Raw genomic sequence first — 19725 nt, 5'->3', positions numbered from 1 at the left:
GATCAAGTACCGATGTTAGATGATGTGCGGCGGCAAAAAGAGTTACAAACTTTAGTACAAAAATTAGGACTAGCAAAAACAGATCGAGTTAATTGGTCGCTACTTAATTTAGCCTTAATTCATCCGAGTTTTTCAAGGGAAAAAAACTATCAACAATTAGAATTTGTTGGGGATGCAGTGGTGAGGTTAGCGGCGGCTGAAGTGTTGCTAGAATCTTATCCTAACGCGATGGTTGGGGAATTTGCCGCGTTACGATCCATTATGGTTAGCGATCGTAGTCTAGCAGAAATTGCCGAACGCTATGGCATCGAACGCTATCTACTCGCCTCAAGTAGTGCCGCCCTAGATAAAGAAGGAAAAATATCTCGTTTAGCAGATGCGTTTGAAGCTATTTTAGGTGCATTATATCTTAGCACCCATACTATGGAATTAGTCCGCCCTTGGTTGGATGAGCATTTACAAATTAAAGCAACCGAAATTTTGCAAGATCCAGCCCGACAAAATTATAAAGATGCACTGCAAGAATGGACGCAAGCACAATACAAAAAGTTGCCAATTTATCAGGTACAAGAAGTCGTAAATTTTATCCATGAAGAAGAACGATTTATCGCTGAAGTTTGGATGAATAATCAAAAATTGGGAGCAGGTAAAGGTCGTTCTAAAAAAGCCGCAGAACAAGCTGCTGCTAAAGAAGCTTTTATCTTAATTCTTCAGGCTCAATAATTATTATTTTCTATTTCAAATGTTCCTTAAGATAACATAATAAGTATAAATTACTAAAATAAAGTAACCTTAAGATAAATTTACTTTTAAATTTTGTAAAATAAATCTAAATTGATTAAATATACAGTTAAAATAGCTAAAGCAAGTACTATCTATAAAAGATTTTTAAATTCTAAAAGAATAGAAGAATTAAGTCTAACATTTATAGAATAATTAGCTAAATTCCTGTAAAAACCTGCTGCTAACTGTTAAATATTGCTATGACCTTTCCGATAACTTCTAATCCTTCCCATCAGTTCCCAAATTCCCTACAAGCGTGGCATAATTTGACGGCTGAACAGGCCATAGATAGTCTAGAAAGTGATTCAGAAAAAGGCTTATCATCAGAAAAAATTGTATCTAGACAACAGTATTATGGGTTAAATGAACTTCAAGAAGGAAAAGGCAGAACAACTTTAGAAATTTTGTGGGAGCAGTTCACTAACATTATGCTAGTGATGCTGATCCTAGTAGCGGTTGTCTCAGCCGTATTGGATCTAAAAAAAGCTGTTTTTCCCAAAGATGCAGTAGCTATTTTTGCCATTGTTATTCTAAATGGGATTTTGGGATATTTACAAGAAAGTAGAGCAGAAAAAGCTTTAGCCGCCCTGAAAAAGCTCTCCTCTCCCAAAGTGCGAGTGATTCGCAATGGAAACCCCTTAGAAGTAGCAGCCAAAGAACTGGTACCAGGCGATATTATGTTGCTAGAAGCAGGCGTACAAATAGCGGCTGATGGACGGTTAATCGAAGCACAAAACCTACAAGTTAGAGAAGCAGCTTTAACAGGGGAAGCAGAAGCAGTCACCAAACAAGCAAACCGTTTACTCGAAGAAGATGCCTCATTAGGCGATCGCGTTAATCTCGTTTATCAAGGAACCGAAGTAGTACAAGGTAGAGGAAAAGTTGTTGTTACTAAAACAGCAATGGAAACCGAGATCGGAAAGATCGCCGCCATGCTGCAAGCCGTCGAAACTGAACCCACTCCTCTACAACAAAGAATGAGTCAGTTAGGTAATGTTTTAGTATCGGGAGCCTTGCTTTTAGTCGCAGTAGTAGTATTAGGTGGTGTACTGAGATCGGGTTGGGGTCAGTTTGAAAATCTATTAGAAACTTCTTTGAGTATGGCAGTCGCCGTCGTTCCAGAAGGTTTACCCGCCGTCGTCACCGTCACCCTAGCCATCGGTACACAGCGCATGGTAAGACGAAACGCCCTCATCCGTAAACTTCCTGCCGTAGAAACATTAGGATCGGTTACGAACATTTGTTCTGATAAAACAGGAACCCTGACTCAGAATAAAATGGTCGTGCAGCAGATCGAAACCCTCAGTTTTAGCCTAAAAGTCACGGGGGATGGATACGCACCCGTCGGAGAATTTCAGAGTGCTACTACCCCCTATAATGCCACTGCACAACTCGAAGTTGATCGACTCCTCAAAGAGTGTGTTCTGTGTAATGACGCGATTTTACAGCAACAGCAGGGAGACTGGACGATTTTAGGCGATCCAACAGAAGGCGCGTTACTGACCCTCGCAGGAAAAGGCGGTTTTTATCGAGAAACTTTAAATCAAACGATGCCCCGTGTCGGTGAAATTCCTTTTTCTTCAGAACGCAAGCGAATGAGTGTCATTTGTCAAGACTCAGAAGATTGGGATAAAGGCGTAGACTATATTCTGTTTAGTAAAGGTTCACCAGAATTAGTTTTAGAACGGTGTACATCCATCCAACAAGGCGAGAAACTCGTTCCAATAACAGACGCACAACGCAACCAAATTTTAGAGCAGAATAATCAAATGGCGGGAAATGGCTTACGGGTGTTGGGTTTTGCCTATCGTCCAGTGGCAAACATTCCAGACATTGAAACCGCAGAAGAAGCAGAAAGTCAACTCGTTTGGTTAGGTTTAATAGGAATGCTCGATGCACCCCGCAAAGAAGTTAGGGAGGCGGTCTTGCGCTGTCGTGAAGCGGGAATTCGTCCAATTATGATCACTGGAGATCACCAATTAACCGCTAAAGCGATCGCTTATGATTTAGGAATTGCTCAACCTAGCGACCTTGTTCTAACAGGGCAAGAATTAGAAAAACTCTCTCAAACCGACTTAGAAAAAGAAGTAGATCATGTTAGCGTCTATGCGCGAGTATCTCCAGAACACAAACTCCGCATCGTCCAAGCTTTACAAAAACAGGGAAAATTTGTAGCGATGACGGGAGATGGGGTTAATGATGCACCTGCACTTAAACAAGCCGATATCGGTATTGCAATGGGTATTACAGGAACTGATGTCAGTAAAGAAGCCAGTGACATGATTTTACTCGATGATAACTTTGCAACGATCGTAGCTGCAACTGAAGAAGGTCGGGTTGTTTATGATAATATTCGACGCTTTATTAAATATATTCTCGGTAGTAATATTGGTGAAGTTCTAGTAATTGCAGCAGCACCCATCTTAGGCTTAGGTGGCGTTCCCCTGTCTCCTCTACAAATCTTGTGGATGAACTTAGTTACGGATGGTTTACCCGCTTTAGCCCTAGCGATGGAACCCGCCGAACCGAATGTCATGCAGCGTCTGCCTTACAGTCCTAAAGAAAGTATTTTTTCGAGGGGCTTAGGCTTATACATGGTGCGTATTGGCATTGTGTTCGCCATTTTAACGATTATTTTGATGGAATGGGCTTACTTTCACGCTCAAAATACACCAGGTAACGACCAACGTTGGAAAACGATGGTTTTCACGACATTATGTTTAGCTCAAATGGGCCATGCTTTAGCCATTCGCTCGGATACTCGGCTTACCATCCAAATGAATCCATTTTCTAATCCCTATGTTTTGGCAGCAGTGGTATTTACAACAGTCTTACAGTTACTTCTAATTTATGTTGAACCCTTACGGAATTTCTTTGGGACTCATGTTCTCGATGGAACAGAATTAGCCATTTGTTTTGGTTTTAGTGCTTTGATGTTTGTCTGGATCGAGGCAGAAAAGCTAGTCTATCGATTATTTCTCGCCAAACGAGCGCAATAATATTTAAACTTTGGACATTTTCTACCGTTTCCAGTTGCTTCCTTTAGTGGCTGGAAATTTTGTTTGATTAACACAAAACAAATTATTAATCAATTGATCAGTCGCAACTTTACTTTAACTTCGGTATTTGGTACTAAAAATGACCACAACTTCTTAATTTACCTCTTGAGAAAGATAAAAAAATTGTCAACTTATTTTTAATAGAAGAAGGAGCGCAAAATCACAGATAGTGGACGATCGCTTTGTCATGAATAATCCAGACATCGCCGCACAAGTAAGAAACCGCTAATCAAGATCACCACAAGAAGGAGTTATCGAATGCAGCTAAAATCAATTGACCAGCAGGTAGTCGCCGTCGTCGGTGCTTCCAGTGGTATTGGGCGCGAAACAGCCCTGAAATTTGGTCAGCGCGGCGCAAAATTGGTGGTTGCTGCTCGTTCTGAATCTGGATTAAACTCTTTAGTAGAGGAGATCCGACAGGGTGGGGGTGAAGCAATTTCCATCGTTGCTGATGTCTCGAACTTTGAATCAGTAAAAGCGATCGCAGATCTAGTAGTAACTCAATACGGACGACTCGATACTTGGGTACACGCAGCCGCTACCAGTATTTTGGCCCCATTTGATCAAATCACACCCCAAGAGTTTGAGCGCGTGATTCAAGTTGACTTGATGGGACAAGTTTACGGAGCAATGGCTGCACTACCTTATTTAAAACAAACTGGACGTGGCGCATTAATTCACGTCTCTTCTGTGGAAGGTCGGCGCAGTCTTCCCCTACAAAGTGCCTATTCTTCTGCAAAACACGGTATTGAGGGCTTTCTGGACTCTTTACGGGTTGAGCTACAGCATGAGGGCATCCCGATTAGTGTAACGAGTATCCTACCTGCTGTCATTAATACTCCTTTTTACAACAAAGCTCTGACTAAACTAGGCGTAAAACCGACTGGAGTACCACCGTACTATTCACCAAGTCTGGTCGCCGATGCGATTCTTTATGTCGCTCAACATCCAACTCGTAACTACATCGTGGGTGATGTTGGCAGAGTATTAGATTTACTGCAACGTATTTCGCCGTCTCTAGTCGATAACTTATTACTGCTCATCGGCTTTGCAGGACAACGTACCAATGAGCCAAAATCAGAGGACGCACCAAATAACCTTTATGCCCCAATTCAAGGCTATGACCACGTTGAAGGTGATTTTAGTCATTTGACAATACCCAGTTTTACAGACTGGTTGACCAAAAATCCTAAAGCCCAGTGGAGTGCGATCGCATTAGGGTCTCTAGCATTAGGAATACTGGCAGTACAAGCCTTTAAAAATGGGGTACGAACTTAGATCGAGATTGTTCTGGTGTGATTTACGAACTTTAAGGAAAAAAAATGGAAGATTATGATGTAGTGATTATCGGTGCAGGACATAATGGACTTGTATGTGCTGCCTATTTGCTCAAAGCAGGGTATCGGGTGTTGTTACTTGAAAGACGAAGTATTCCAGGGGGTGCAGCAACAACAGAAGAATTGATGCCTGATGCGGCTCCCAATTTTAAATTTAGTCCTTGTGCGATCGATCATGTATTTATTCATCTTGGCCCAGTCGTTCAAGAGCTAGAGTTAAATAAATACGGGTTAGAATATCTTTTCTGTGACCCCGTTGTGTTTTGTCCTAACCCCAATGGTCAATATTTTTTAGCCCATCGCTCAGTGGAAAAAACCTGTGCTGAAATTGCCCGCTACAATGCTCGTGATGCTAAAAAATACCAAGAATTTAACGACTTTTGGCAACGGCTAATTAGTGCAGTCGCACCCGTGTTTAATGCTCCGCCAAAATCGATCTTAGATATGGCAGGCAATTATAAGTTCTCTCAACTAAAAGATCTCTTTTCTTTAGTGGGGTCAAGTGATGAAACACTGGACTTAGTACGGACAATGTTGACCAGTCCACTTGATTTAATTAACGAGTACTTTGATTCAGAATTTCTCAAAGCTCCTTTAGCTAGACTCGCATCAGAACTAAGCTCACCACCCTCTCAAAAAACCATGACCGTTGGCTCAATGATGATGAGCTTGCGTCATCATCCAGGGATGGCACGTCCAAAAGGAGGAACAGGGGCTTTATCCGCCGCTTTGGTTAGGTGTGTCCAAAGTTTAGGCGGAGTGATCCTGACGGAGCAAGCGGTTAAACGGGTTTTAATTAACGATGGTCGTGCAGTTGGTGTAGAACTAACCAATGGTCAAGAATATCGCGCTCCTAAAGGGGTTATTTCTAGCCTAGATGCCAAGCGATTGTTTTTGCAGTTGATCGATCCTTGGGATGTCGATAAAGCTGATCCCAAGTTACGAGAACGGGTTGATCGTCGCATCACGAATCACAATGAAGCCATTTTGAAGATTGACTGTGCTTTGAGTGAACCCCCGCGTTTTATCAATCATAACCATCAAGACGAGTATCTCATTGGTGCCGTGTTAATTGCTGATTCTGTGACTCAGGTTGAGCTTGCCCATACTGAGCCAGAAATCGGTAGAATTCCCCTTGACGATCCATCAATGTATGTGGTGGTACCAAGCGTACTTGATCCTACCCTAGCACCTGAAGGAAAACATACTCTGTGGATTGAATTCTTTGCCCCCTATCAAATAGCGGGAGCCGAAGGGACTGGAATGAAGGGAACGGGATGGACGGAGGAACTAAAAGAGCGAGTGGCCGATCGCGTTCTTGAAAAACTCGCCGACTACGCCCCAAACCTCAAATCTGCTATTATCGCTCGTCGCGTGGAAAGCCCTCCAGAATTAGAAGAACGAATAGGAGTCCTCAAGGGGAATTACTACCATTTAGATATGACCTTCGATCAAATGATGTTTTTCCGTCCTCTGCCAGAATTAGCAAATTATCAAACTCCCATTGAAGGATTATTTCTGACAGGTGCAGGGACTCATCCAGGCGGGTCAATTTCTGGAATGCCAGGAAGAAACTGCGCTCATGTTTTTCTCCAAAAGCAAAAACCGATCACTCAAAAACTAGCGGATGTAGGGGATGCTCTCAAATCTACTGCCAAATCGGTTTTAAAAAAGCTGTAGTTTCACGATCTGTCTAAAAATGTGAGTCGTCTTTCTATCTTTGCTATTGTTATTACAGGTGCTTTTAATAGTATGGATATAATGACGGCACAATTAGACTGATCTTGCCTTCTTTCCAAGTTGATGATTAAACAATGATAGATTAGTTTTCAAGAGTCAACTATCAAAACAGCATTAATATAATCTAGAACAAGAAAATTTAGAAAACTGCGATTTTAGGTCAATGACATCAACAAAAGGGATTAATTATTTTAATTTCTAATCATGACCTGACCATAACAGATTAATAATCCTTCTGTTAAATTAATTTTCTCTAAAGCGACATCGGTTCCTAAATCAATTTGAAATGCTTGGAAAGTCACGTGAGAAAATTCAGGCATCAGTTGAATGGTTTTCGGAAAGAACCAGAGGATATTTGGGGGTTCTAGTTTTAATCCTGCACTAATTTTTAGAGGTGATTTATTACCCTGTTGATCGATACTGAAACCCTCTAAGGTAAATAGATTATCGCCCATCGTCACTTTTTGCCATTCTATCTGATAGGCGGATAACAAAGCTTTTGCGTCTTTTATGCCCTGAAACTTTAAGAGTAAAATTAATAAATCTATACAGGCATTTGATAGTAAAGGAGAAGACAAAGAAGTATTAATATCTTCTTCAACGAATCGAATTTCTCCAGTAATGGGGATGGGTTCTAATAATTGTAGAGGTTTTCCTTTAAGAACTTGTCCGATATTAATTCGTATATTATCCCCTTGTAAGTTCAGTTTGCGTAGATGTAAACCTCGATAAACTGCTTTGTGACTCGATAAAGATACACTAGGGATATAACCTTTGATAATTTGTCCATCTTGCCCAGTGATACGGAGATCTAATTCTTCAATTTGTTCAACTTGCGATCGTAACCAAAATTTGATAGCAGGTGGTAATACGCTACTAATAATTTTACTTTTTGGACTGACTTGCATCTGACGCTCACCCTCTCACACATTTAACCAATAGGACTTTCAAAAGTCCTATCACTATAACATTCTTATTACTGTTGTTGTTTTCTCGCTTGTTGACGAGCATATTTTTCGGGTGTTAGACTTTCGTAGCAGTATGGACAAGATATGCCATCTTCGTAGTGTGGCGACGTTTGATCAGTATCATTAATAGGATGTCCACAAGCTAGACACATTTCATGACTTCCTTGCGCTAAACCATGTGTGACTGCAACTCGTTCATCAAAGACAAAACATTCCCCTTCCCATAAACTTTCATCTGGCGTTATTTCTTCTAAATATTTCAATATCCCGCCTTTGAGGTGATAAACTTCAGCAAATCCTTGTTTTAGCATAAAAGATGAGGCTTTCTCACAGCGTATGCCTCCAGTACAAAACATAGCAACTTTTTTGTATTGATTTGGGTTAAGGTGATGGTTTACATAGTCGGGAAATTCTCGAAATGAATGAGTATTCGGGTTCATTGCATTTTTAAAGGTTCCGATATCGACTTCATAACTGTTGCGGGTGTCGATCACTAATACGTCTGGATCTTCAATTAAATTATTCCACTCTTGCGGTGTAACATAGGTTCCTACCTGTTCATTGGGGTTAACTTCACTGACTCCGAGGGTTACAATTTCTTCTTTAAGTTTAACTTTCATCCGTTCAAAGGGTGGTTCTGTCGCACTTGATTCCCGATGAGTAAGATCTGCTAAACGCGGATCGGATTTTAAGTACAATAAAACTTGATCGATTCCATGACGAGAGGCAGCGATCGTTCCATTAATTCCTTCAGATGCCAATAAGATAGTACCTTTGACCTGATGAGTTTGGCAATAATTGAGTAAAGAGGCTTGTTTTTCTTGGTAGTCGGGCAAATCAACAAATTTATAAAAAGTGGCGACAACTTGAGTCATGGAATTTGAAAAAAGGTATTGATTTTTATTTAGGGATATGTGTATAATAGCAAAGGCGATTCAAAAAAGCCTCACGGGGGTTTAGCTCAGTTGGTAGAGCGCCTGCTTTGCAAGCAGGATGTCAGCGGTTCGAGTCCGCTAACCTCCATAAATTAAATCATTAGCCTCATTAGATTTAAGATAACAATGACAGTTTGGCTTTTCAATCACAGATCTAGCCAAAGCATTTAGTGTGACTGCGGCTAAAAGACCACCGCCGAGGGTTCGATCAATGGTAATATAAGGAACACCCGATCGCATTAAGCGACGTTTAGCGGCAGGAGCATGACTAAAACCGATCGGCATACCAATAATTAACGCAGGTTGTATATGTTGTTGTTCCACTGCTTCACAAACCGACATCAAAACTGATGGCGCATAACCAATTACTAATACAGACTGTGGTTCTATATTTTGTAAAGTTTTAGACTGCCAGAAAGCTCGCTCGGCTTCTACAACATCAGTGACATGGGGATCATTGATTAAAGTTGTTGTAATTTGGCATTTTAGATGAGCTAATCGTGTTTGATCAAGAGTTGCAATAACGCTTTTAACATCGCCTATAATTGGACACTGAGCCACAAGAGCATGACGAGCAGCAGCGATCGCATCATGACTCATTCTAACAAAATTCACGATACTGACATCACCACAGGCTAAAACCAATGATATTAGCAGATCGATTTCAATTTCAGATCGCATAGACAGATCAGGTAATAAGTGTTGTAATGATTCTGTGAAAGCTTCAGGATGAGACGATACAGCCGCGTCTAGATTTTGCCAAAGTTGTTCTAACTGTCTCTTACCATCTTCTGTTTCTACATCAAGCCGTTTGAGTTGGGCTAGTACATTTGCTTGACAATGTTGATCGCGTCCCAAAACTCCCTCTAATGCGGCTGCCGTTTGTCGAAGACGGGAAATTTGATCGATAACGGATTGATATTGCTTCTGTAAATGTATCATTAGCGTCGAATTACTCTCTAGATCAGGGTCATTTTTAAGTAATTGCTGAATATGGGATAGCTGGAACCCTTGTTCTTTAAGCGCGACAATTCGCCCCAACCGTTGCGCGTCTTGTTGGGTATAGAGACGATAATTACCTGATGATCGTTGTGCGGGTGGCATTAACCCTAAAGTGTGATAGTGACGTACCATACGGGGGGTTACTTTCCCACCGACATTTTCTGTGAGTTCTTTAATCGTTAGATATTGATTATTCATTCTTTATATTTTAAAGGTTGACATTGACATTAATGTCAAGGTTTAGAGTAAAAGAGTTGTTTTTGCTCCGTTCAAAATGATCATCTCATCGACTTCTTTTCCAAACTTGTTTAAAGAACATCCAGACGCTGTAACGGCGATCGTTTGTGCTATTTTAGTCTTCTGTGGTTGGCTCACCCTTAACCTCGGTTGGTTGGGGATCAGTTTATTAATTTTGCCTGTTGCTTATGTCGTTGGGGGATACAACAGCGCAAAAGATGGCTTAATGACTTTGTTGCAAGAAAAAGAATTAGATGTAGACTTGCTGATGATTGTCGCAGCATTAGGGGCGGCTATTCTGGGTTTGTGGCAACGGGAATACTCTTTTATTGTCGATGGAGCAGTATTAATCTTAATCTTTGCTATTAGTGGTGCATTAGAAAGCTATGCCATGCAACGCACCGATCGCAGTATCCGAGGTTTAATGAGTTTAACACCAGATACCGCCAGAAAGCTCGTCAATGATCAAGAACAAATGATCTCTGTTGCTCAACTTCAGATCGGGGATATGGTATTAGTTAAACCAGGTGAATTAGTGCCCACCGATGGCGTAGTCATTGAGGGATACAGCACTCTTAACCAAGCCTCCATTACTGGAGAGTCGCTCCCCGTCGAAAAAACAGTCGGTGATGAAGTCTTTGGGGGAACTCTTAACGGAAATGGGGCTTTAAAATTAAAGATTCATCAACCCCCCGAAAGTAGTTTAATCCAACGTGTGATCCGTCTCGTTGAACAAGCACAAACCGCAACCCCTCCCTCACAACAATTCATTGAACGCTTTGAACGAGGCTATGCTAAAGTCATCGTTATTATTGGTTTGTTGCTCGGAACTTTACCACCTTTGTTTTTGGGTTGGACTTGGGAAAATACCATTTATAAAACACTGATTTTTCTAGTCGTCGCTTCACCCTGTGCTTTGATGGCTGCCATTATGCCAACGCTTTTATCTGGAATGGCTAACGGCGCACGTTCTGGAATTTTATTCAAAAATGGCGCACAGTTAGAAAATATGGGACGAGTTAGAGCGATCGCATTCGACAAAACAGGGACACTCACCACAGGTAAGCTAGAAGTCGTTCAAACAATGGCATTAAATCAAGATGAAGCGCAATTACTTAAAGTTGCTGCGGCTGTAGAAAGTTTATCAGAACATCTGATCGCTGAAGCAATTTTTAAAGCGGCTCATCAATTACAACCAAAGAATGCAGTGAATGTACAAGCTCATGTCGGACAGGGTATTACAGGCTTTTTAGATGGACAAAAGGTTATCATCGGTAAAGCGTCATTTATTCAAGATCAAACGCATCAAAACAATGAAACCTTGCACCAAATGAGTCAACAATGGGAACGGATGGGAAAAACGGTGGTTTGGGTGGCTTATGGTGAAGAAATCCTAGGAATCATCGGAATTGCTGATACAGTACGTCCTACAGTTAGTAAAATGATTACAGGGTTACAACGTTTGGGAATTAAATCTATTTCTCTATTAACGGGAGATAATGAGCAAACTGCCCATAGTATCGCTTTAGCAATCGGAATTAATCAAGTCTATGCAGGATTATTACCCGAAGATAAAGTAAATGTGATTCAAAAACTCCAAAAGCAATATAACACTGTCGCAATGGTGGGAGATGGAATTAATGATGCTCCTGCACTTGCTACTGCATCAGTTGGAATTGCAATGGGAACAACGGGAAGTGATGTAGCCCTTGAAACAGCAGATATTGTCTTGATGAGCGATCGTATAGAAAAATTAGAAGATGCCATACGTTTAGGCGATCGTGCAGGACGAATTATCAAACAAAATATTATCTTTGCTTTGAGTTTTATTGTACTACTGCTAATCGCTAACTTTACTAATCAGATTACTCTACCTTTAGGGGTTTTAGGACATGAGGGATCTACCGTTTTAGTCACACTCAATGGTTTACGACTACTGAGAAATTAAAAATAAAAAGGGTAAAGGGAAATTTTAAACCCTAAACCCTCATCTTAACTAAATTAAACTTTCTACAGGAGTCCACAGATCTGAATTGATGTTCTTATTCGCGTTAGATTCAATTTCTTCCTCAGTAACCAAATCATCCAAAATAGAATTAAGACAAGCTGTTGCAAATCCTAAAAACAGAGGATGAGCATGACTTGGACGTGAGAGGAATTCAGGATGGAATTGTGTGGCAATAAAGAAAGGATGATCTTTCAATTCTATAATTTCTACCAAACGCCCATCAGGTGAAGTCCCACTTATCGTATATCCAGACTCATACAAAAGATTACGATAAGCATTATTAAACTCATAACGATGGCGATGGCGTTCGTAGACTACTTCCTGACCATACAATGAATAAGTTAGCGTATTTGGGGTCAAACGACAGGCATATAAACCTAAACGCATTGTTCCCCCTAAATCAACCACGTCCTCTTGTTCTGGCAGAAGATTAATGACGGGATTTGGTGTTTCTGGCTCAAATTCTGCACTATTGGCGTGATCGATTTTTGCTACATGACGCGCCCATTCAATGATACTACACTGCATTCCTAAACACAGTCCAAGGAACGGAATTTTATTCTCACGGGCATATTGAATCGCTTTAACTTTACCATCAACACCCCGTATCCCAAAACCACCAGGAACAACGATCCCACTAACACCACTTAAATGAAGCTCAAGATCTTCTGTTTCTAAATCTTCTGCATTGATCCAACGCAATTTGATTTCGCTATTAACTGCGATCGCTGCATGACGTAACGCTTCAACAACCGATAAATAAGCATCACTCAATTGAACATATTTACCAACGATCGCCACTTCGATTTCATGTTTAGGCGACTTCATGCGTTGTACTAAAGTTTCCCAATGAAATAAATCGGGTTGTCTTTGTTCTAGATTAAACAATTCTAGAGTTTGTTGGGCTAATCCTTCTTGTTCTAGCATCAACGGCACTTCATAGATACTGCTGGCATCTTGTGAAGTAATTACCGATTCTACAGGAACATCACAAAAAGCCGATAGTTTTTCTTTAATGCCACTTTGTAAAGGTAGATGGCTACGACAAACTAAAATATCGGGTTGGATGCCAATGGATCTGAGTTCTTTCACCGAATGTTGTGTCGGTTTTGTTTTCATCTCTTTAGCGGCAGGAATCCAAGGAATTAGGGTAACGTGTAGATAAATCACATTATTTCGTCCTACTTCCTTACGAAATTGCCGAATTGCTTCAAGAAACGGCAATGATTCAATATCCCCCACTGTTCCCCCAATTTCAGTAATCACAATATCGGGGTTTGTATCTTTGGCAACTCGTAAAATCCGTTCTTTGATTTCATTGGTAATGTGAGGAATAACTTGAACCGTTCCCCCCATATACGCCCCGCGACGTTCTTTATTAATAACTGCTTGATAAATTGATCCCGTCGTCACACTATTAAGACGAGACATCGCAGTATCGGTGAAGCGTTCATAATGTCCTAAGTCTAAATCGGTTTCAGCCCCATCATCGGTTACAAAAACTTCACCATGCTGAAAAGGACTCATCGTACCAGGATCAACATTAATATAAGGATCGAGTTTGAGAATTGATACCGAATAATTCCGTGATTTCAATAATCGCCCTAAACTAGCCGCTACAATACCTTTTCCGATACTGGAGACAACTCCCCCAGTAACAAATACAAACTTACTCATAATACTTAACTTCTGACTTAGCCCTCGATACTATCTTAGCTCCCTCGTTTATTTTGCCATAGGTTTTCTCAAATCGGAGTAGTCTTTGTTGCTATCTTATTTAGCTTAAAATCATAATTAAATTGATCGCGTTAGACAAAGAGTTTTTTAAATGCGATCATACTCTTAGATTATGGAGATGATCAACCATGACATCAATCATCAAATCCTTTCTTACTCTAGAAGAATTTTTAACTCTAAGCGATACTGATATTACCTATGAATTTGTTGATGGAGAAGCAGTACCTAAAAGGTTGCCATTACGCTTTCATTCTCGCCTTACAGGGCAAATGTGTCTTATTCTTGACAATTGGAATACACGCGGTGAAGTCGGGATCGAGTGGGCAATTAAACTAAAACGACGGGGTAAAGATTGGTGTCCTGTACCTGATTTATTATATATTTCCTACGATCGTTTAGGCGATATTCCTTTAGCTGATGAAGCTTGTCCCGTTCCTCCAGAATTAGTCATTGAAATTATTTCACCTGAGCAATCTTTTAGTGATTTAAGCGAGAAAGCGGTTGACTATCTCAATGCAGGTGTAGACAGAGTTTGGTTAGTAGATTCTAAGGTTAAGAAAATTACGGTTTTTTATCCCGATGCGCCACCACAAACCAAAAAAGATGATGATAGCTTAGAAGATTCCATTTTACCTAATTTGAAACTGACACCCCGTCAAATCTTTGAAAAAGCGAGTTTGCTCTAAAAAAAACTGGAGTAAGCGGCTCAGGCTTCCCCAGTGCTGTCACGGAATTCAATTCTGTATCTAATTTAACATATTAGTGACCATTATTAAAAGATTTTCTTAACGTTTTGAGAAAAAGGCTTAAAGGAAATCCTAAACCTATAAGTTCAATAGAACCGATAGAATAAGGAAAAGCGTTATTAATTGCTTGTATGGCCTCTACAGAAGTTAAAATCCCTCCTGAAACAGACCGTGACACTTATCTCGACGAGCTTCCTGATGAGGTCGAAATGTCTTTGTTCGATCACCTAGAAGAGTTACGTCTGCGTATTTTCTATTGTCTCATTGCCGCAGGTTTTGGGATGGTCGGCTGTTTTATTTTTGTTAAACCGTTGGTGAAATTGCTCCAAGTTCCAGCCAATGGTGTTAAATTTTTACAATTAGCCCCTGGTGAATTCTTTTTTGTCTCGCTTAAGGTTGCAGGATACAGTGGAATACTTGTAGCGAGTCCTTTTATTCTCTATCAGATTGCTCAATTTGTCTTACCTGGGTTAACACGTCGGGAACGTCGTTTACTGGCTCCCATATTTTTAGGTTCAAGTGTACTGTTTTTTGCAGGATTAGCTTTTGCTTATCTTGCACTAATTCCTGCCGCGCTACAATTTTTTATTAACTACGGTGCGGATGTAGTTGAACAAGCATGGTCAATTGATCGCTATTTTGAACTGGTTTTATTATTGATGTTTAGTACGGGTTTAGCGTTTCAGATTCCGATCGTACAATTAATTTTAGGCTTTTTGAATATTATTTCCTCACAACAAATGATATCGGGTTGGCGTTTTGTGGTACTCGGTTCAGTCGTTTTAGGTGCAATTTTAACCCCATCGACTGATCCTCTAACCCAATCTCTCTTAGCAGGAGCCGTTTTAGGATTATACTTTGGAGGAATTGGCATGGTTAAATTGACGGGACATTAACCATCATCTAAAATCCATTCTGAGGCACGTTCACCTAAATCTAAAGGAATACTGACTGCTTTACCCAGTCGGGGACGTTCGCGGGTTTTTTCAATAAACGAGGTGACTTGTTCCACCCCTCCCCAAGCATTGAGATAATTAGTAATGGTGTTAAGATGTTCGATGTATTCCAGTCTAGACAAAGGAAAGGAAACTTGTTCTAAGTATTTCCACATGACTTGAATAAAGATCCTTCCCTTGATGCGTCTAACTTGAATATCGTAGGAATATCCCCATTTATTAAGCAAAAGTTGATGAAGTTCTTCTCCGGTCATGAGGCTGCATTAGAATTGATTACAATAGTTTATCTACTATGTGATAGATGGTCAATCCTAAGTCGGTACAGCTTCACCAGGTCGAAGTTTAGCCCATTTACCAGTTTCACGCAAAAAACTATTGCAACCAACGACATCCCATTCCATCTCGATATAGTCTTCTTTGGGGCGAATGTTCACATTAATCGTCGGTTCTGTTGCTTCAAAATCAGGATTTTCAGTTAAATGGGGTTGTTGATGTTGAATCTCAACTGCGTGATAGGTGGTGCAGCGATCTACAAAATAGCAGTTTACACAAATACACATAGTTCTACTACTCTCCTACTTTTCTGTTAATCTAACTCAAACGGGAGGGTTATGGCTTGATCTTTATTTAGATTTTTGTAACATAAATGGTTCGATACGATAATATAGATGCTCTGACATTGACTGAATTACCGTTTAGTTTAGACTGGCTATCACCTGAGACATATTTAGTTGGTGGGGCGGTACGAGATGCGCTTTTAGGTCGTAAAAAAGAATATATAGACTTAGATTTTGTCATTCCAAAATTAGCTATTGAAACAGCGCGAAAAATTGCGAATCACTATCATGCTGGTTTTGTGGTTTTAGATCCAACTAGGCAAATTGCTAGAGTGATTTTTCCTCAAGGAACCGTTGATTTTGCTCAACAAGAAGGAAATAGTCTAGAAAAAGATTTACAACGACGCGACTTTACAATTAATGCGATCGCCTATAATTTTCATAGTCAAACGCTGATTGATCCACTTAACGGATTGGGTGATTTAAAACGTAGTCTAATTAAAATGGTATCACCTACTAATTTAGAAGACGATCCATTACGTTTATTACGAGCCTATCGTCAAGCTGCACAACTCAATTTTAAAATCGATTGTGAGACTCGCTCAACGATTTGTCATTTAGCTCCACTGGTTCGCCAAGTGGCTGCGGAAAGAGTGCAATCTGAATTAAATTATTTATTAAGAAATGCACTCGGAAATTATTGGTTAGCAGTTGCTTGGCAAGATAAAGTATTACAAAGTTGGCTCAACAATATCACACCTAATCGATTAAATAAACTCGCTCAAATTGAATCATCAGCACACCTTTTAGAGCAACAATTGGCGACTCCTTTTGAGTTTAGCTCAGACATGATCCTCACAGTAAAATTAACGTGTTTAGTCTCTAATATTCCCGAAGAAGCAGAAATAGAATTAAATCAATTAAAATATTCTCGCAATGATATTCGGACAATTACAACCCTTTTAAGAACATTTTCTCAACTTAAACAGTCGATTATAGATAAAAATCTAAGAGAGCAATATTTTTTATTTCAAGCAACTAAAAATATCTTTCCCTATTTAGCTCTTTTTGCTATGGTGAATCAGAGCAATCTAGACTGGATTACTCTCTTAATGAATCGTTACTTAGATCCATTAGATCCCATTGCACATCCTAAACCATTAGTCAAAGGAAATGACTTAATTCAGTGTCTCAAAATTCCTCCTAGTCCAAAAATCGGTCAATTATTGACTGAACTCCAGATTGCTCAAATTGAAGGTAAAATATCAACTGCTGATGATGCAATGCAGTTAGCAAAAAATTGGTTAAATTTAAAGCCTTAGCTCGTCATGAAAAAAATTATACAAGTATTATCTCTTTTGTCATTTTTAATCAGTATTCCAGTTCTAGCAAAAACAAGTTTAGAACTTAATGGAGATCAGATTGTACAAAATAAAGAAATTAAGTCTGGATTGATTAAAGTTATAGTTAATTACAAACCTGGAAATTTTGCACAAGATAATCAAGATGAACCAAGTGAAAACTTAACTTATAAAATTTATTATAAAGATGTTTTATCTGTTAATGATAAAGCCTATAATATGTTCGCACCTGTTGGAATTGATTTACAAGTCTTAGATAATAATGGCACAGATGAAGTCATTATTAGAACTTTTAGCGGTGGGGCGCATTGTTGCACAAGTTATGCTATTTATACTTGGCAAAACAATAAATTTGTGAAAACAGATACAGGATTTATCGATGGCGAGGGTGGTGTTTTTGAAGACTTGAATAATGATAAGAAAATAGAATTTATTACATCTGATAATTCTTTTCTATATCAATTCAGTTCCTATGCAGGTTCTTATCCACCTACACTCATTTATCAGTTTGAGAATGGTAAATTGATTGATGTCACTCGCAATCATCCAAAACTTTTGAGAGAAAGATTACAAGATATGTATCAAGCTGTTTTAACCGTGAAGAAAGAAGATTATGAACGGAATGGAGTCTTATCAGGCTATGTCGCTCAAAAAATTCTTTTAGGTGAATATGAATCAGGTTGGAAATTTATGTTAGCTAATTACGATCGCGCATCCGATTGGGGATTAGATATTTATAAAGGTGAAAATATTGTTGGTAGATATACTGATTATCCCACTGCTTTAAAATCTTTTTTAATTGACAGAGGATATTTAGATAAAAATGGCAATCCTAAACAATAAATCTTATAATCATTGCTGAGAAAAACCTTATGATTAGTATGTTGTCTAAATATTTTGGGTAGGATTTTATGACATTCTCAGAATCTTCAATTATTGAACCGATTCGACTAGATTTCAGTACGCTCCATCTCACTGACGAACAATAGTTAAAATTAAGACAATTAAAAGCCCGAAATTTAATTAATCCGTCGATTTGCGCTATAATATTCTCAATTAAATTTAGAAATTTATTAATTAAAAACAAAACCATGCAGATTACCATTGAACTACCAGACAATCTGACTACGATCATGGAACAAAAATGGGGAAATTTATCCAAAAAAATTCTTTCTAACCTCGCTATAGAAGCCTACCAAAATCATCTCATTACTACTGCGGAAATAGGAGAAATCTTAAACCTTCCATCCCGTTTAAAAACTCATGCTTTTCTCAAAGAAGCTGGTATTTATATTAATTATGATGAGGAAGAACTTCAAAGAGATTTAGAGACTCTTCAACAATTGAGACATCAATGATTATTATTTCTGACACTTCTCCCTTGTGTTATTTAATCTTAATTGACTGTATTGATATTTTACCTAAACTGTATGGAAATGTGATTATTCCTCAAGCTGTCTATCAAGAACTACAAGCACAAGCAACACCTGAAACTGTCAAAGAATGGATACAAAACTATCCGAATTGGTTGGCTGTTGAAACTATCAGTTGTCCTGCTGCACCAGAACTTGAGCAACTCGATCAAGGAGAAAAAGAGGCAATTATTCTAGCTCAACAAATTAACGCCAATTTAATTATATTAGATGATAAAATTGCTCGAACCATTGCTATTGAGCGAGGCTTAAATATTATTGGTTTATTAGGTATTCTCTGTGATGCAGTACAAGCCAATCTGATTGATTTGTCAAGCAAATTTTATGAATTGCAACAAACCAGCTTTTTTGTTTCTCCTCAATTACTAGAATCCCTTCTTAAAAAATTTAATAGTACATAATTAATTGCCATTGAAATTAGAACGATTAAAACAAAGTTTGATAAAACTTTAGATGATTAATAAGATGTTATGACTTTATCAGAATTTGAAATTGTGGAACCCATTCGACTTGATTTTAGTATGCTCCATCTCACTGACGAACAATTTTATCAATTATGTTTAGCTAATCCAGAACAACCTTTAGAACTAACCGCAAAAGGAGTATTAATCGTCATGTCCCCAGTTGGTGGAGAAAGTGGAAATTATGAATTAGAGCTAGGGACGGACTTAACCATCTGGAACCGCAAGACTAAGCTAGGGAAAGTTTTTAGCTCTTCTACGGTGTTTCGACTTCCTCTGGGTGGACAACGCTCCCCTGATGTCTCTTGGGTAGAACTCTCACGGTGGAATGCACTGACTGCTGAACAACAGCAAAAATTCCCCCCCATTGCACCCGATTTTGTCATTGATACCAAGTTGCGAATT

The 19725-nt window shown here is 39.2% G+C and carries 18 protein-coding genes and 1 tRNA gene; 13 read left to right on the top strand and 6 right to left on the bottom strand.

What is annotated here, in order from left to right; translation table 11 throughout:
- The first annotated feature begins 12 nt into the window (after positions 1-12).
- The 4 genes from rnc (at position 13) to crtO (ending at position 6859) form a co-directional block, all read left to right on the top strand.
- The gene (gene rnc / locus CFPU101_RS17075) at positions 13-723 is read left to right on the top strand and encodes a ribonuclease III (RefSeq protein ID WP_206816541.1); all 711 of its coding nucleotides are present in this window, start codon (positions 13-15) and stop codon (positions 721-723) included.
- Between the two features lie 260 nt (positions 724-983).
- Positions 984-3782 (top strand): cation-translocating P-type ATPase, encoded by a 2799-nt coding sequence (locus CFPU101_RS17070; protein WP_206816540.1) that lies wholly within the window; start codon positions 984-986, stop codon positions 3780-3782.
- Positions 3783-4100: 318 nt separating this feature from the next.
- Positions 4101-5120 (top strand): SDR family oxidoreductase, encoded by a 1020-nt coding sequence (locus tag CFPU101_RS17065; protein ID WP_206816539.1) that lies wholly within the window; start codon positions 4101-4103, stop codon positions 5118-5120.
- Positions 5121-5164: 44 nt separating this feature from the next.
- Positions 5165-6859 (top strand): beta-carotene ketolase CrtO, encoded by a 1695-nt coding sequence (gene crtO, locus CFPU101_RS17060; RefSeq protein WP_206816538.1) that lies wholly within the window; start codon positions 5165-5167, stop codon positions 6857-6859.
- A 251-nt stretch (positions 6860-7110) separates the two neighbouring features.
- Here crtO and CFPU101_RS17055 read toward each other — a convergent pair whose 3' ends face one another.
- Both CFPU101_RS17055 and CFPU101_RS17050 read right to left on the bottom strand, forming a co-directional pair.
- On the bottom strand, positions 7111-7827 hold the full coding sequence (locus CFPU101_RS17055) for a DUF2993 domain-containing protein (RefSeq protein WP_206816537.1): 717 nt from the start codon (positions 7825-7827) through the stop codon (positions 7111-7113).
- 68 nt (positions 7828-7895) lie between these two features.
- Positions 7896-8762: a rhodanese-related sulfurtransferase gene (locus CFPU101_RS17050; RefSeq protein WP_206816536.1), complete on the bottom strand. Its 867-nt coding sequence runs from the start codon at positions 8760-8762 to the stop codon at positions 7896-7898.
- A 75-nt stretch (positions 8763-8837) separates the two neighbouring features.
- On the opposite strand from CFPU101_RS17050, the gene CFPU101_RS17045 reads away from it, so the two are divergent.
- A tRNA-Ala gene (locus CFPU101_RS17045) sits at positions 8838-8910 on the top strand.
- On the opposite strand, the gene CFPU101_RS17040 is transcribed toward CFPU101_RS17045, so the two are convergent.
- The gene (locus CFPU101_RS17040; RefSeq protein WP_206816535.1) at positions 8901-10022 is read right to left on the bottom strand and encodes a precorrin-8X methylmutase; all 1122 of its coding nucleotides are present in this window, start codon (positions 10020-10022) and stop codon (positions 8901-8903) included. The genes CFPU101_RS17045 and CFPU101_RS17040 overlap by 10 nt on opposite strands.
- Positions 10023-10098: 76 nt before the next feature.
- Here CFPU101_RS17040 and CFPU101_RS17035 point away from each other — a divergent pair, with 76 nt between their 5' ends.
- Positions 10099-12009 (top strand): heavy metal translocating P-type ATPase, encoded by a 1911-nt coding sequence (locus tag CFPU101_RS17035; protein ID WP_206816534.1) that lies wholly within the window; start codon positions 10099-10101, stop codon positions 12007-12009.
- A 48-nt stretch (positions 12010-12057) separates the two neighbouring features.
- Here the strand turns inward: CFPU101_RS17035 and CFPU101_RS17030 are convergent, their stop codons facing one another.
- Complete coding sequence (locus CFPU101_RS17030) at positions 12058-13746, bottom strand: CTP synthase (RefSeq protein ID WP_206816533.1); 1689 nt, start codon at positions 13744-13746, stop codon at positions 12058-12060.
- Between the two features lie 188 nt (positions 13747-13934).
- Here CFPU101_RS17030 and CFPU101_RS17025 point away from each other — a divergent pair, with 188 nt between their 5' ends.
- Together CFPU101_RS17025 and tatC are read left to right on the top strand one after the other, a co-directional pair.
- Positions 13935-14492, top strand: a complete 558-nt coding sequence (locus CFPU101_RS17025; RefSeq protein WP_206816532.1) for a Uma2 family endonuclease — start codon at positions 13935-13937, stop codon at positions 14490-14492.
- Positions 14493-14683: 191 nt separating this feature from the next.
- Positions 14684-15448 (top strand): twin-arginine translocase subunit TatC, encoded by a 765-nt coding sequence (tatC, locus tag CFPU101_RS17020; RefSeq protein WP_206816531.1) that lies wholly within the window; start codon positions 14684-14686, stop codon positions 15446-15448.
- Here the strand turns inward: tatC and CFPU101_RS17015 are convergent.
- Both CFPU101_RS17015 and CFPU101_RS17010 read right to left on the bottom strand, forming a co-directional pair.
- Positions 15445-15762 (bottom strand): DUF3067 family protein, encoded by a 318-nt coding sequence (locus tag CFPU101_RS17015; RefSeq protein WP_206816530.1) that lies wholly within the window; start codon positions 15760-15762, stop codon positions 15445-15447. The two genes, tatC and CFPU101_RS17015, sit on opposite strands and share 4 nt — an antisense overlap.
- Positions 15763-15819: 57 nt before the next feature.
- Entirely contained in the window at positions 15820-16068 is a 249-nt protein-coding gene (locus CFPU101_RS17010) for a Ycf34 family protein (RefSeq protein ID WP_206816529.1), read from the bottom strand.
- Between the two features lie 86 nt (positions 16069-16154).
- Here CFPU101_RS17010 and CFPU101_RS17005 point away from each other — a divergent pair, with 86 nt between their 5' ends.
- The 5 genes from CFPU101_RS17005 to CFPU101_RS16985 form a co-directional block, all read left to right on the top strand.
- Positions 16155-17387 (top strand): CCA tRNA nucleotidyltransferase, encoded by a 1233-nt coding sequence (locus CFPU101_RS17005; protein WP_206816528.1) that lies wholly within the window; start codon positions 16155-16157, stop codon positions 17385-17387.
- Between the two features lie 6 nt (positions 17388-17393).
- Positions 17394-18269 carry a hypothetical protein gene (locus CFPU101_RS17000; RefSeq protein WP_206816527.1) on the top strand — a complete coding sequence of 292 codons (876 nt, stop codon included), beginning with the start codon at positions 17394-17396 and terminating at the stop codon, positions 18267-18269.
- Positions 18270-18517: 248 nt separating this feature from the next.
- Positions 18518-18784, top strand: coding sequence for a UPF0175 family protein (locus CFPU101_RS16995; protein ID WP_206816526.1), 267 nt, complete (start codon positions 18518-18520; stop codon positions 18782-18784).
- Positions 18781-19260, top strand: a complete 480-nt coding sequence (locus tag CFPU101_RS16990) for a DUF3368 domain-containing protein (RefSeq protein ID WP_206816525.1) — start codon at positions 18781-18783, stop codon at positions 19258-19260. Before CFPU101_RS16995 ends, CFPU101_RS16990 begins: the two co-directional genes overlap by 4 nt.
- A 69-nt stretch (positions 19261-19329) precedes the next feature.
- Positions 19330-19725: Uma2 family endonuclease (locus CFPU101_RS16985; protein ID WP_206816524.1), on the top strand; the 396-nt coding region annotated here is incomplete at its 3' end.

The organism is Chroococcus sp. FPU101 (genome assembly GCF_017312365.1).
In the GTDB taxonomy this organism is placed as follows: domain Bacteria; phylum Cyanobacteriota; class Cyanobacteriia; order Cyanobacteriales; family Microcystaceae; genus Chroococcus.
Note: the sequence above shows the minus strand (reverse complement) of the source record. Positions and strands in the feature narration are given on the sequence as shown.